Annotated in this window: 14 protein-coding genes; 7 read left to right on the plus strand and 7 right to left on the minus strand. The window is 62.7% G+C overall.

The genetic code is table 11. The features are described 5' to 3' along the window. The coding region (locus EPO41_RS00005) for a hypothetical protein (protein ID WP_296318941.1) at positions 1 to 341 on the plus strand (341 nt) is incomplete at its 5' end. A gap of 110 nt (positions 342 to 451) precedes the next feature. On the opposite strand, the gene EPO41_RS00010 is transcribed toward EPO41_RS00005, so the two are convergent. The 4 genes from EPO41_RS00010 to EPO41_RS00025 all read right to left on the minus strand — a co-directional run bounded on the left by EPO41_RS00010 (position 452) and on the right by EPO41_RS00025 (position 5,873). After that, a complete protein-coding gene (locus EPO41_RS00010) occupies positions 452 to 2,287 on the minus strand; it encodes a Z1 domain-containing protein (RefSeq protein WP_296318943.1) in 1,836 nt (611 codons plus the stop codon). Positions 2,288 to 2,339: 52 nt separating this feature from the next. Next, a complete protein-coding gene (locus EPO41_RS00015) occupies positions 2,340 to 3,581 on the minus strand; it encodes a hypothetical protein (protein ID WP_296318945.1) in 1,242 nt (413 codons plus the stop codon). Positions 3,582 to 3,727: 146 nt separating this feature from the next. Beyond that, entirely contained in the window at positions 3,728 to 4,525 is a 798-nt protein-coding gene (locus EPO41_RS00020; protein WP_296318948.1) for an outer membrane beta-barrel protein, read from the minus strand. A 205-nt stretch (positions 4,526 to 4,730) separates the two neighbouring features. Continuing rightward, positions 4,731 to 5,873, minus strand: a complete 1,143-nt coding sequence (locus EPO41_RS00025) for a hypothetical protein (RefSeq protein WP_296318950.1) — start codon at positions 5,871 to 5,873, stop codon at positions 4,731 to 4,733. A gap of 280 nt (positions 5,874 to 6,153) precedes the next feature. Here EPO41_RS00025 and EPO41_RS00030 point away from each other — a divergent pair, with 280 nt between their 5' ends. The 6 genes from EPO41_RS00030 (at position 6,154) to EPO41_RS00055 (ending at position 8,938) form a co-directional block, all read left to right on the plus strand. After that, a complete protein-coding gene (locus EPO41_RS00030; RefSeq protein ID WP_296318951.1) occupies positions 6,154 to 6,705 on the plus strand; it encodes a phenolic acid decarboxylase in 552 nt (183 codons plus the stop codon). After that, positions 6,702 to 7,184 (plus strand): cupin domain-containing protein, encoded by a 483-nt coding sequence (locus tag EPO41_RS00035; RefSeq protein WP_296318952.1) that lies wholly within the window; start codon positions 6,702 to 6,704, stop codon positions 7,182 to 7,184. The genes EPO41_RS00030 and EPO41_RS00035 overlap by 4 nt, the downstream gene beginning before the upstream one ends. A gap of 23 nt (positions 7,185 to 7,207) precedes the next feature. Then, positions 7,208 to 7,429, plus strand: coding sequence for a rubredoxin (locus EPO41_RS00040; RefSeq protein WP_296318954.1), 222 nt, complete (start codon positions 7,208 to 7,210; stop codon positions 7,427 to 7,429). A gap of 19 nt (positions 7,430 to 7,448) precedes the next feature. After that, positions 7,449 to 8,195, plus strand: a complete 747-nt coding sequence (locus EPO41_RS00045; protein WP_296318956.1) for a pirin family protein — start codon at positions 7,449 to 7,451, stop codon at positions 8,193 to 8,195. A gap of 63 nt (positions 8,196 to 8,258) precedes the next feature. Beyond that, entirely contained in the window at positions 8,259 to 8,573 is a 315-nt protein-coding gene (locus tag EPO41_RS00050) for a hypothetical protein (protein WP_296318959.1), read from the plus strand. Then, positions 8,570 to 8,938, plus strand: a complete 369-nt coding sequence (locus EPO41_RS00055) for a hypothetical protein (protein ID WP_296318962.1) — start codon at positions 8,570 to 8,572, stop codon at positions 8,936 to 8,938. The genes EPO41_RS00050 and EPO41_RS00055 overlap by 4 nt, the downstream gene beginning before the upstream one ends. A gap of 563 nt (positions 8,939 to 9,501) precedes the next feature. On the opposite strand, the gene guaA is transcribed toward EPO41_RS00055, so the two are convergent. From guaA to EPO41_RS00070, 3 genes are all read right to left on the minus strand, one after another. Then, positions 9,502 to 11,052, minus strand: a complete 1,551-nt coding sequence (gene guaA, locus EPO41_RS00060; RefSeq protein WP_296318963.1) for a glutamine-hydrolyzing GMP synthase — start codon at positions 11,050 to 11,052, stop codon at positions 9,502 to 9,504. A gap of 192 nt (positions 11,053 to 11,244) precedes the next feature. Beyond that, positions 11,245 to 11,811, minus strand: a complete 567-nt coding sequence (locus tag EPO41_RS00065; RefSeq protein ID WP_296318965.1) for an N-acetyltransferase — start codon at positions 11,809 to 11,811, stop codon at positions 11,245 to 11,247. Next, complete coding sequence (locus EPO41_RS00070; protein ID WP_296318967.1) at positions 11,808 to 13,172, minus strand: RsmB/NOP family class I SAM-dependent RNA methyltransferase; 1,365 nt, start codon at positions 13,170 to 13,172, stop codon at positions 11,808 to 11,810. Before EPO41_RS00070 ends, EPO41_RS00065 begins: the two co-directional genes overlap by 4 nt. Positions 13,173 to 13,201 lie beyond the last annotated feature (29 nt).

The following is a 13,201-nucleotide window of genomic DNA, read 5'->3' on the forward strand; positions in this document are numbered from 1 at the left end:
AGTGCCAAATTCCGACGTCGATACCCCTGTCATCACAAGTGTCCATCTCCATCACGTGGACACCTACACTCGCACTAACTCTTCTCGCTCAAAAGGCGGCATTCCTCGGATGGGTACGTTACACCTTCTTGGTCATCAAATTGATCGTCCAGCACTGCCCTCAGCTGCTGATGGTCCAGCGCTACGATCCCGTCTGCGCCACACACGAAAGCAGTGACAACGGTACCAAATTGGCTTGCGAGTTCATCGCATCGAACCTGATGTTCCGCTTGGAAATTAAATCCCCAGGGGCCTCGCCTTCTTCGGGAGAACTTTATGTAAAGCGGAATGGACCTCTCTAAGAGGTAGACTCCCTGCACATCAATGGACAATTTTTCAACGACCAGGCTGGGTCGATGTTCAAGTAACTGCACAAAAACGCAGCCATAGTATCTAGCATAATCGGGAATCACTATTTTCTATTCTGGATGAACCTAACGGCATCCCCGTTCATCTTGTAGTAGAGACGCGCCTTATTTTGGCTGTTGAAGAATATTTTCAGATGATGGCGCGCGTCAGGTCGTGCACCTCGCCGAAACTCGTTGTTCGAAAATATTCCCTTCTTGCGGCGAATATTTGCGAGTTCATCGGGCGTATATGTTTTCGCCCTTTGACCAAACTCACTGGACGAATGAAAGCACACTTGGCCAACAGAATTGCGGACATCCGCGGTTATGAAGTCGAGTATGTAATCTGGAAACAAATCTGCGCTCAGTGCTTTCCTCAAACTCTGCAGATGGTCTACGTCGCTTTCGTGCTTGGCCGCCATGATCCGATCAAACTTGGCTTCGTCGAAGTCAAAGATGCCAAAAGACATTTCGCCCCCTTCGAAGTCGACCGATGATCGATCTATTGAGGCTGGCGAAGTAGGCGTTGTCTTGTGATCCGACAACCATACTGGCGCCCCTTTTCCGGAGCGGATCGCTTCTACTGCAAGCTTGTGAAATAAGAAGCACTTGTTCCAAGCGCCAATTAGATCTTCCGGAATCCACAGTTGGAAGAATTCCTTATACTTATTTCGAGCTCCAAACATACGAGCGCGTTGAATGTAAGTATCTTGGGTAAATTTCCCCTTCACACTTCTCGTGAAGTACATCGACAGGAGGTTTTCGAAGGTTACGCCTCTAGAGATTATATTACCCCCCACGCCGAAAGAAAACAGACTGGTTGGCTTAAGCAAATCGGTTACGTTCGCCTTCTTGCCCTTCGAATTGACAAGAAAAATCCGGTGCTTGTTTATATTACGGAGAACAAATTCTATGATCGAATGCGGATCACTTTCAGAATAGCGCGGCGCCAGTTTTTCCAACTTCCGACAGTATCGAGCAAAACTGGCGTGTCGAGGATCTGACAACACCTCAATCGTATGCTGCAATGCCCTCACGTCTTCGTTGTGTTCATCGATTTTCCCACTCGTGTGCACAAGCATAGAGAAGTTCTCAAGCACGCCCCTCTGATGCTGCTCAGCCACTCCGCACAGAAAATGGAACACTGCCCTCTGAATCTCTCGCCGCTCATCTCCCTCATCAGCTGCAAACGGAAAGAGTTTGTATTGTAATTCCCCCTGATGAGGGAAAAAGAACTCCTGCCCAACATAAGAAGCGTGAGGCTTAAAGTTGATCCAATCCTCCGTGGCATTGTCAAAAGTATTGTTCAAATCCAAGCGTGCCGGCGTCGCGGTTACGCCAATGTAGTGCCCGCGAGTACCTAGCAAGTCGTAGATCTGTCGATTTATCCTTGTACGGTCGGCTTGGTTAACTTTCCCATTTGGCGAAGCGTAGTCGGCCTCATCATCAATAACGACCAACTTTTTCATGAAGCGTAGCGATTCGTTAAGCTTCTCCAAATCTTTCGAGTTCTTCTTTGAGAAAATAATCCATTGTTTACCTACGAGCTTCTTTGCATCCGTTGGCAGCTCTTTGAATTCTTTCGGAGATGGGCTGAGATTAGCCCCGCCAAAGCGTGAGAGGCTCTGCTGCAGGAGATCTACGCTGTCTGTAAGAAGGTTTATGACGACATCGTATCCCTCGTCGAGGAGGCGCGCATTCAATGCAATCATCATTTCGGTTTTGCCGCTCTGGGGCTCACCAAAAATAACGAACGACTTTGCTCCCTTCTTGAGATTGGCGATTGCGCCGTCTACAGCATGTTCGATTTCGGTCGTCGTAACGCCCCGACCGTTCAAGAGCTGAATTCGCTCTTTGTATTGGTTGTTGCCAACGTTACCGACAATATCCGACCAACTCATTGGGCACCCCCATTTTGAGCCGAACCTTTGACGTCGTTACGCTACGCTGACTTCAAGTAGGCTTCTGAAAAGTAAGAACGACTTCGCGCCGCATTCGGGAGTTCAGGGAGATTGAGCCTCCCTTTCGCCTTGGTGGCGGCAGGTATCTACGGTTTTCGGGGAGCGCTCTAGAACGCCTGCTGATCAATTTGAGGCCGTGTTTTTGAGCCGCCGCTGATACAATTGTAGAATTACGAACAAACGTACCGCGGACGGTCGAATCTCCCACCACGTAGATTGCGAGACCCTGCTTCTTCAGAACCCTAGTTGTTTCACCTAGGGCTTTGTACATGTCCCACACATAGTGTGCGAGTATCCCTCGATCACGACTCGACAACTTAGGCGTGAGTCGTAGGCTTCTAATTATGGCATTTACCGTCAATGCCTCACTCGCCAGGGGGCAAGCTGCTTCCGTGCCAATTGCCTCTCCTCGAATCTCGCGCAGCGCAGAGGTCGTATACCCCATCCAAACAAGTGAGAACTTGCTGCAACGCATATAGTCAATAGCATTGAGGTATGGCGGCGACGTCAGCACCAGGTCAATTGAGCCGTTAACGACATCAAGGATTCTGGCATCACCTTGAGAAACCTTGGTCGCTGGGCCGGAACGCGAGTTATTTTCCGGGCAATTAGCAACAACGGTATCGACGCTTTTCAAAAAGCGATTGAAAGGCTTGACCGGTGCGTAAGTATGCTTCCGATGTGGACGACTATGTGCCAAGTCCATCGCCAAAGAAGCACCAGAACTCTTGGTAATGATCAGTCGCGAAAACGCACACCACAGGGCATCGCGCGTGTTGCGATCTCTAATACGCGCTATGACTTGAGATAGTACCGTTAACTGTCGCCGAGCGTATGCATCAAACCAATATCGGATAAATCGCTTAGTTTCTTCGTCGCTATTCGGCGGATAGGCATCGGCCGCCGACAGGCTGCGAAATGCCTGCTTCGCACGAGCCAAGACTTGTATCGCCTTGTTGCGAATTTTTTCTCTATCGATCGGTGTTGTCCAAACCTTGGACAAAAGCACTGCTAGGGGATCAAGGTCTGTACCGATGGCTTTATGCCCATTGGCTCTTGCGACAGCCAAAACTGTTCCCGATCCCACCATCGGGTCTAGGACCCGCAATGGCCCTTTCTCAGTTTCCAACGCATCAAGCGCGATTCCTGGCGCCATCCGAGCGGGAAACGGATGGATCGCATGACGTCCCAACGTATCGAAGACGCTTTTCTTGTGATTCAGTGAAGCCGGCACAAATCCCCCTTTTCGTGCCAATACCCCAAGTATATTCTCATATACAATGCACGATCATAGCGTGTGGCGATAAACACGCAAATTGAATTTTCGCCACTTCACCAGAACCAGAGCGCCATCAGGCGCAGTCGAACGGTCGATGACGTTCAGAGCTTAACCTGCAGACCGGCAACGAACAAATTGTAGGACTGGCGCCCCAAACTCACCGTCCAGGAATCCGTTGGCAAGTGCGGCGGAAGCGTTTCGCCGAACGTGTACTGCGTGGGGTTGATGGAGAGGTGCCTGTATTCGGCGAACAGGAGCAGGTTCCTGGCCACCTCCCCTTTCACGCCGGCCTTGAATTGCATCGCGAAGGCCGTCGCCGATGCATCCGGCCACGAGTCGAAGTGATTGATGCCGGGCTCGCTGGGATTTGTGGAATTGGCCCCCTGGATGGAGAGGCGCGCCACGCCCGCGCCCACGCCGAGATAGGGGAAGATCCTGCTGGACCAGGGCGTCTGGACGGTGAGGACCGCGTTCGCCAGCACCACGCCGACGGTCATGGGGAGGGTGACGTACTGCGTGCCCAGGACGCCGGGGGTGATGGGCATGTCGCCGACCGGCGATTGCTGCCCGATATAGATCCCCTCCAGCTCGGCGGCGGGCTTCAGGGCCCATTCGGTTTGCCCGAAGGCCTGGCGCTTCCACTCGTAGCCCGCCTGGAGGCCCAGCACGCCGACGGGTTCGCCGCCGGTCTGCCCCTGCGCATCGACGCCGACCCGCGTCTTCAGGGGGCCGGGAAGGTAGAAGCCCCCTTCCTGCCGCGCGCTCATCGACGAGGCCGTGCCCGCGCCGCCGAACAGGCCGACGTAGAAGCCCTGCCCGCTTGGCGTGTCCGCCGCGAAGCACGCGCCCGACCCGAGCGAACAGATGAGTGCGAACAGAGCGCTCGACCGGTTTTTCATGGGCTGCCTCTCCCCCTGGCCCGCCATGATAGCCCGGATTGCGCAGACCGACGCTCCCCTGGCTTCCGCTCCGGACCCCGTTCCGCCCCAGAGTCCTGGCGACCTCGTCGAGGCGCAAAGCGATCGAGAAGCGCACATGGCCTCGGTTGTCGTGCGTGGCGCGCGACGTGTCCTTGCGTCGACCGGCGACGACCCGTCTCGAAACTCAGGCGGCCGATACCAGCGCGAGAATGCGCTCGAAATCCCTGAGATTGGCCGCGTTCGTCTTCCGAAGAACCGTGCGGACCTGCGTCCGGACGGTGCCAAGGGAGACCCGGCGGGTGCGGGCAACGTCCTCTGCCGTCACGCCGCCGACGAGCGACGCGGCGACGGACGCCTCGGCCCGGGTAAGTCCGTAGAGGTCGCACAGCAGGTCCGGCGCGATCCGGGCTGTCTGGGCGAGTTGACGCGCCAGAACCATGGCGACGCCCGGGGGCAAGCCCGGTTCGGCAAGACCGGGCGCCGCCGTGGCGAGACGCGCCGGCGCCGGCGACACGAGGACGGCCAGCGAGGCGTGGTCGGGCACCTCGTCAACGGCGCGCACGCGAACGGCCCCGCCCGGGCCGCCACGCACGACGTTCGTGACCAGCCGCGCCAGCGCGTCGTTGTCGTTGCGGTGGCGCGCCGACAGGCGAAGCGGTCCGCCGCCCGCCTTGGCCATGCGCAGGCCGGCCTTCACGGTCGCACAGAGCGTCGCGGCGGCCGCATTGGCGTGGAGCACCTGCAGCGACGCGTCGACGACGATGACGCAGAGCGACAGCGCATCGAGCGCCGCGCGGCCGGCGATGGCCGCGGTCGCGTCGAACGCCAGACGGCGGCGCAACTGCAAGGCGCGCTGCAGATGGGGCATCAGCGCCTGCAGACGCGCACGCTCGAGGTCGGTGAAAGGCCCGGCGGCATCGTTGCGATGCAGGCCCAGCGTCATCGGCTCGGAAACCTTGAGGATGGCCCCCAGCATGTGGTGCTGCCCATGCGGCCGGACGTAGTCGTTGTAGTATTCGGTGCGCCGGAACTCCTCCGTGGGCACGAGTTCCTGCCCCAGGGGTGGCGGATCGATGCGCGGGAGAGTGACTGCGTTCACCGCGGCCCGGCTACGGTACGGGTCGATATGCCGGTAGTAGTTCAGATAGGCCTGCTCCATCGACGACTGGGGCAGCGCGATGAGATTGGGCGAGCCGCCCAGCAGACGTAGGGACGAAGCCTGAGCGCCGACGAACCGGCCCAGCAACGTGCCGAAATCGATCCAGCTGCCTCCTGCCGCCGCCTCGTATGCCGCGGCGACAACCTCGGCGAGGTCGTTCTCGTCCATGGGCTGTTTCCCTAACGCAGACCGCAACACCCGGGACGGGCGGCAATCGCGCCCGATCACGTCCTGGTGCCGGGTGTCGTCAGTTCCGAAGATAACGCACCGGGCGCAGGAAGCCATAGCAGCCCGGCACACCCACGGTCGGTCCGACCCGGCAGCCCGCCGTCGCGACGGGGCATCGCGCCGTCGCCGGCATACCCAGTTGTGAAGATGTGGCGGGGATCGCCGGCGACTAGCCTGGCCAAGGTCGCCATCGAGCCTCAACACGCAGAAGGAAACAGTCATGCCAGAGTCATTCGTGCCGACGAACCGATCGGAGATCGCCCCCTTCGTCGGCAAGCACATCATCTACACCTACGAGAACGGGTGGCAGTACGAGGTCTACATCAAGAACGAGCGCACCATCGACTACCGGGTGCACGGCGGCCTGGTCGGCGGCCGTTGGGTGAAGGACCAGGACGTCCACATCGTCCGGCTGGCCGACGGCGTCGTGAAGATCTCGTGGAGCGAGCCCACGGGGACCTGCGTCAGCGTCGCCTACAATTTCCTCGAGAACCGTGCCCATGGCGCGACCTTCTTCCCGCGCTGGATCGAGCTCGAGCCCGGCAAGATCGTCGGCTATCAGAACGACAAGATCGAGCTGATGCGCTGGCACAGGGATGCCGGCCCGGCCTATCCGACCCTGGTGATCGACGAATTCGCCGCCATCACTTTCGTCGAGGATTGCGGCCGCGATGACGAGAACGTCATCGCCTGTGCGCCCGAGGCGCTGCCGCCGGGCTATACTCTGCGGTGCAACGTCGGGCCCACGGGCCGGGAGCCGGTCGAGCCATGAGCATCTCCTTTCTCCATTCGCACGGGACGGAGTCCCCCATCGAGATCCCGGCCATCGGCCTCGACCTGTTCGTTCGCCTGCCGCCCGCCACGAGCGACGGCGCGTTCTGCTTCATCGAGACGATCAACGCGCCGGGCGCGGGGCCGCCGCGACATCGCCACCGCGAGGCCGAGATCTTCCGGGTGATGGAAGGGCGCTACCTCTACGAGGCCGACGGCCGGCGCTTCTTCGCCGAGGCGGGAGACGTGGTCAGCATTCCGGGCGGCGTCGCGCACGGCTTCGTCAATGTCACGGACGCGCCGGCCCGCCAGTACATCCTGATGACCCCGGCGCTCGACGCCGCGGCCTTCTTCACCGAACTCGCCGGCACGATGCGCGACGGCGTACCCGATCAGGCCGCGCTGAATGCCTTCGGCGCCAAGTGGAACGTCCAGTTCCTCGGTCCACCCTTGCGCCCGGACGACCAGCCGACCGCCTGATCGCCATCCCTGTGGAGCAACTCATGTCGGATCGAGACCTCAAGCGCTGGCTCTGCCTGGGCTGCGGCTTCTCCTACGACGAAGCCCTGGGCCTGCCGGAGCATGGCATTTCGCCCGGGACGCGCTGGGCGGATATCCCCGACGACTGGTGCTGCCCGGATTGCGGCACCCCCAAGCATCTCTTCGAGATGGTCGAAATCCCCTATGCGCCCGGCCAACCCACCCCGCAACGGCCTCCCCTCTGACCCTCACGACGGAGCCGGCATGTCCAACTCGTTCATCCTGCGCGCTGCAGATCGCGGCCACGAGAAGATCCTCTCGACGGGACCGACGGCATCCTACGTCGGCGGCCACCCCGATGCCTTCATCACGCGCCATTCGAGCTTCAACTTCCACGACTACCAGTCCGGCCGGGCAGGTTTCGGCCGCATCCGCGTGTTCGGCGACGAGACCTTCAACAACCCCGGATGCAGCTACAACATGCATCCCCATCACAACTTCATCATCTGCGCCTTCGTGCTGTCGGGCCGGCTGCAACACATCAACACGACGGGCAACAACGACGAGCTCCTGGCTGGCGACTACTATGCGTTCTCCGCCGGGTCGGGCGGTCTCCATACCGAGATCAACGTTCACCGGGAGCCGATGAACGCGATCTATCTATGGATGCTCCCGGACCACCTCTATCTCCCGCCGTCCTACGCGCGCGGCCGTTTCGACGCCGAAGCGAGCGCCAACCGGATAACGCCCCTGCTGGGGACCGGCGCGCCTCTGCCGATTCCCCAGGACGCGACAGTCTCGCGGCTGTTCTCGACGAGGTCCGGCCGACACGTCCATCGCCCGCGTTCTCGCGGGCACGGCCTCTACTGCTTCGTCATCGACGGCAGGCTGACGTGCGACGGCACCATGCTCGAACGCCGCGACAGCAAGGGGCTCTGGAACGCCACGGAGATCGTGCTCGAAAGCGGCGAAACCGGCGCCGATGCGCTGCTCGTGGAAACCATCTTGTAGGACACCGCTCAACACGGAAAGGAGGATGCTGTGCCGGACCAAACTGGAAAGGAAGGCGCTTCATTGGAACGGCGTCTGGTCGAGCTCGCGTGGACGAATCCGGCGTTCGCCGCGCTGTTGCAGAAGGACCCGCGCGGCGCGCTGGCCGTCATCGGTGTCGAGGTCTCGCCTGGCGTCAAGATCGACGTCCGCCAGCAGCGGCGCGACACGCTTTATTTCGTGATTCCCCCTCTCGCGGCAAAGCCTGAGGACGCGGACACGGTGATCAATCAGATGGATCTGTGGCAGAGCGGCGAGCTGTTCTGCTGGATGATGCCACAGGCTCTGAAACTCGAGCTGCTGCGCATGCGCCAGAGCTTTCGGAGCAACAATCCATGAGCGACCAGCAGGATCTCTTCACCGCCCACTATCGCACGCTGCGTCGTGATGCAGAGGCACGCCGTCGGCTGATCGAGAACCCGATCGATGGTCTGAAAGAGCATTTCGGCTCGATACCCGGCGGCGCCTATCGTATCGAGGTCGTGCCGCAGGAGCCGGACACCATCACGATCGTGCTGCCAGCGCCGCCAGCCAACGGCCAGCCCACGGCGGCGGACATCGACGCCGCAAGCCGGCGAATCTACGACATGCTGTTCACCGACGGCATCGGTGGCTACCTGATCCCCGACGAGGCCCTCACGTGGGTGCTGCGCGATATGCGGTCAAGCTGGGCCATGGCTGCCAAGCCGAGGCAAGGAGGCTGAGGTCTCCCGCCCCCAACACCCCTCGCTTCCGCTCCGGATTTCCCTTTCAATCAACGCTCTGGCGGCATTTTTGGGGCTATAAACGCAATAAACGAAATAAACGAAACGAACGAAAGGGAAAAAGTCGGAATCCGGCGCGAATGCCTCTCATTTCCGGGCGCGCGCGGCCGGCAGGGCATTTCGGGCCGGCCTACGGCGATCGATCCGCGGCCAAAAACCACCTCATCCTTCGAGACGGCCGCGGCGCGGCCTCCTCAGGATGAGGTTTGTGTCTGGATGAACGCGAGGCGGGAAGACTCAAGCGGCGTGGGAGTTCGCCATGGCCTCGCGCGATGCAGCTGCGTTCAAGGCGGCCGGTCTTGCGGTGATCGATCCGTGGACCGGAACCACCTCATCCTGAGAGTCTGGCCAAGCACTTACCTCATCCTGAGGAGCACCGCGACGCGGCGCGTCTCGAAGGATGGGCACGCGCACCGCGTCTGTTGCCCATCCTTCGAGACGGCTGCTGCGCAGCCTCCTCAGGATGAGGTTTGTGTTTGGCTCGGGATGACGGCCACGGGTCGTCACTCCCACTCGATCGTCCCCGGCGGCTTGCTGGTGATGTCGTAGGTCACGCGGTTGATGCCGCGGCATTCGTTGATGATGCGGTTGGCGACCCTGCCCAGGAAGGCGTGGTCGAACGGGTAGTAGTCGGCGGTCATGCCGTCGGTCGAGGTGACGGCCCGCAGCGCGCAGGCCTGGTCGTAGGTGCGGCCGTCGCCCATCACGCCGACGGTCCGGACCGGCAGCAGCACGGCGAAGGCCTGCCAGATCTCGTCGTAGAGGCCGGCCTTGCGGATCTCGTCGAGATAGACGGCGTCGACCTCGCGCAGGAGATCGAGCTTCTCCTTCGTGATGTCGCCGGGGATGCGGATGGCGAGGCCTGGCCCGGGGAACGGGTGACGGTTCACCAGGTCGGCCGGGAGGCCGAGCTCGCGGCCGAGCGCCCTCACCTCGTCCTTGAACAGCTCGCGCAGCGGCTCGACCAGCTTCATGTTCATGCGCGCCGGAAGCCCGCCGACATTGTGGTGGCTCTTGATCGTGACGGAAGGTCCGCCGGTGAAGGAGACCGATTCGATCACGTCGGGATAGAGCGTGCCCTGGGCCAGGAACCGGGCGCCGCCGATCTTCTTCGCCTCGGCCTCGAACACGTCGATGAACAGCGCGCCGATCGTCTTGCGCTTCTTCTCCGGGTCGGTGACGCCGGCCAGCGCCTTCAGGAAGGTCTCCGAGGCGTCGGCGTGGATCAGCGGGATGTTGTAGTGGTCGCGGAACAGGCGGACAACCTGCTCGCCCTCGCCCTTGCGCAAGAGGCCATGGTCGACGAACACGCATTGCAGCTGGTCGCCGATCGCCTCGTGCAGCAGCACGGCCACGACCGAGGAGTCGACGCCGCCGGAGAGGCCGCAGATCACCCTGCCCTTGCCGACCTGGGCGCGGACCTGCTCGATGGCGCGCTCGCGGAACGCGGCCATGGTCCAGTCGCCTTTTGCGCCGGCGATGTTCAGCGCGAAGTTGCGTAAAAGCTTGGCGCCGTCGGGCGTGTGCATCACCTCGGGGTGGAACTGCACGCCGTAATAGCCGCGGCTCTCGTCGGCGATGGCGGCGAAGGGCGCGTTCTCGCTGGTGGCGACGACGGAGAAGCCGTCCGGCAGCTTGGTGACGCGGTCGCCGTGGCTCATCCAGACCTGCTTGCGGTCGCCGGGCTGCCACACGCCGTCGAACAGGCGGGTCGAGGCCTTGATCTCGACCTCGGCGCGGCCGAACTCGCGGTGGTGGCCGCCCTCGACCGAGCCGCCCAGCTCCTTGGCCATGGTCTGCTCGCCGTAGCAGATGCCCAGGACGGGCACGTCGGCGGTGAAGATGGCGGGATGGGCGGTGGGCGACTGGCCCTCGGTCACCGAGGCCGGGCCGCCGGAGAGGATGATCCCGCGTGGAGCGAACGCCTTGATCTTGGCGTCATCGACGGACTGGAAGGGCAGGATTTCACAGTAAACCCCGGCTTCGCGCACGCGGCGGGCGATCAGCTGGGTAACCTGGGAACCGAAATCGACGATCAGCAAACGGTCGGTCATGGGGCGATATAAGCGCGACCGGCCGGGGCGGCAACCGCAAAGACCGGTCCGAATTCACACCACCGACCTCATCCTGAGGAGGCCCGAAGGGCCGTCTCGAAGGATGGGCCACACACACCACGAGCGTTGCCCATCCTTCGAGACGCACGCCTTCGGCGCGCTCCTCAGGATGAGGTGGAGTGGGTCGAAGAGTTAGCCCTCCGCCGCCAGCCGGCGCCGGATCAGCGGGGCGCGGAGGTCGCGCCAGGCGTAGGCGATCTCCTCGACGTCGGTGCCGCCCATCGTGTCGATCCGCGCGCCCACCCGCTCGCCGCCCAGCCCCTCGTAGAAGAAGCGGGTCGGATTCTCGGCCAGCATCCACAGGACGGCGGTGTCGCAGCGGTCGGCCTGGAGCTGGCGGAACAGCGCGCCGAGCAGCTTGCGGCCGAGGCCCAGGTTCTGGAAATCGGGCTCGACGTAGAGCGTGTAGACCTCGCCCACCCGGATCTCGCGGCCGTCCAAGCCTTCGGGCGGATCGCGCACCGGGCCGCAGCTGCCGAAGCCCACGACGCCCATGTCGCGGTCGTCGGCCACGAAGACGCCGCGTGCCTCGGCCGGGTCCCGCAGGAGCTGCGACCACCAGGCCGACTGGCGCACGTCCGACATGGCGACCAGCATCGCGTCGGGCAGCAGGCCGGCATAGGTCGCCTGCCAGGTCTCGACATGGACCCGGCCGATCGCCGCGGCGTCGTGCCGGGAGGCGCGGCGGATGCGGATCATGCTGCCTCCTCGGGGGCTGCCTCCTCGGCGACCGCCTTCTCCTCCGGCTTCCGGACGAGGGCCGCGGCGAAGAAGCCGTCGGTGCCGTGCCTCAGGGGCGAGAGCCGCAGGTACGGGCCGTTCTCGACCTCGGGCGGCGGCTCGCTCGCGATGACGTCACGCCACAGCGCGCCGACCGGCACCACCTCGAACCTGTCGTTGCGCTCCAGGAAGGCGGCGATCTGCTTCTCGTTCTCGGCCGGCAGCACCGAGCAGGTGGCGTAGATCAGGCCCCCGCCCGGCTTCACCAGCTTCGACGCCGCATCGAGGATGGCGGCCTGCTTCGGGACCAGCTCCTCGAGGTCCTTGGGCTGCAGGGTCCAGCGGCCGTCGGGATTGCGCCGCCACGTGCCCGTGCCGGTGCAGGGCGCGTCGACCAGCACGCGGTCGAAGGCGCCGGCCTGGCGCTTCAGCCATTTGCGGTTGTCGGCATCGATGGGCCTGCGCTCGACATTGTGCGCGCCGGCGCGGCGCAGGCGCTGGGCGGAGCGGTCGAGGCGGGATTCATAGACGTCCATCGCCACGACCCGGCCCTTGTTGTTCATGCGCGCGGCCATCGCCAGGGTCTTGCCACCGGCGCCGGCGCAATAGTCGGCGATCTGCATGCCGGGCTGGGCATCGACCAGAGCGGCCACGAGCTGCGAGCCCTCGTCCTGGATCTCGACCAGCCCGTTCTGGAAGGCCTCGCCCTTCACCACCGAAAGCCGGCGGCGCAGGCGCAGGCCATCCGGGGCGTAGCGCATCGGCTCGGTCTCGATCCCGTCGCGGGCCAGCGCCTCGCGCGCCTGCTCCACGGTGGCCTTCAGCCGGTTGACGCGCAGGTCGACCGGCGGCGGCGTGTCGAGGGCGGCAACCTCGCGGCCCCAGCCCTCGCCATAGGCTTCCTTGAAGTGCGGCGCGACCCATTCCTGGATGTTCAGGCGCACCCAGTCGGGCTGCTCGGGATGGGGCAGCGAATGGCCTTCCATCTGGCGCAGCGCGCGGTACTCCGCCTCGTCGAGCCGCGACGGGCGATAGGTGCCGCCGTCGAACAGGCTTTCGAGCCCGGCCATGTCGAGCCCCTCGACCAGCATCAGGTCGGCGGCGACGATGGCCCGCGCCCCGCGGTCGGGATGACGCGTGCGCTCCAGCCACCAGGCGAGCTGGCCGTAGCGCCGCAGGATGCTCCACACATGATCGGACACGGCCCGCCGGTCGCCGCCGCCGATGAAGCGGCGCGCGCGGAAATAGGCATTGGCGACGAGATCGGCCGGCCTTTCGGTATGGCTGACGATTTCGTCGAGGAGTTCTATGGTGGCCGCCACCCGCGCGCCCGGTGTCACGTCTGTCTCCTTGTCAAAGCATGCCGCTA

The sequence above is a fragment of the Reyranella sp. genome (assembly GCF_004297265.1).
Taxonomy (GTDB): domain Bacteria; phylum Pseudomonadota; class Alphaproteobacteria; order Reyranellales; family Reyranellaceae; genus Reyranella.

What these genes read in the sequence shown, in the direction of transcription:
- EPO41_RS00010 (WP_296318943.1), bottom strand. Translation starts at nt 2,287, where the DNA reads ATGAGTTGGTCGGATATTGTCGGTAACGTTGGCAACAACCAATACAAA.
- EPO41_RS00020 (WP_296318948.1), bottom strand. Translation starts at nt 4,525, where the DNA reads ATGAAAAACCGGTCGAGCGCTCTGTTCGCACTCATCTGTTCGCTCGGG.
- EPO41_RS00025 (WP_296318950.1), bottom strand. Translation starts at nt 5,873, where the DNA reads ATGGACGAGAACGACCTCGCCGAGGTTGTCGCCGCGGCATACGAGGCG.
- EPO41_RS00030 (WP_296318951.1), top strand. Translation starts at nt 6,154, where the DNA reads ATGCCAGAGTCATTCGTGCCGACGAACCGATCGGAGATCGCCCCCTTC.
- EPO41_RS00035 (WP_296318952.1), top strand. Translation starts at nt 6,702, where the DNA reads ATGAGCATCTCCTTTCTCCATTCGCACGGGACGGAGTCCCCCATCGAG.
- EPO41_RS00040 (WP_296318954.1), top strand. Translation starts at nt 7,208, where the DNA reads ATGTCGGATCGAGACCTCAAGCGCTGGCTCTGCCTGGGCTGCGGCTTC.
- EPO41_RS00045 (WP_296318956.1), top strand. Translation starts at nt 7,449, where the DNA reads ATGTCCAACTCGTTCATCCTGCGCGCTGCAGATCGCGGCCACGAGAAG.
- EPO41_RS00055 (WP_296318962.1), top strand. Translation starts at nt 8,570, where the DNA reads ATGAGCGACCAGCAGGATCTCTTCACCGCCCACTATCGCACGCTGCGT.
- guaA (WP_296318963.1), bottom strand. Translation starts at nt 11,052, where the DNA reads ATGACCGACCGTTTGCTGATCGTCGATTTCGGTTCCCAGGTTACCCAG.
- EPO41_RS00065 (WP_296318965.1), bottom strand. Translation starts at nt 11,811, where the DNA reads ATGATCCGCATCCGCCGCGCCTCCCGGCACGACGCCGCGGCGATCGGC.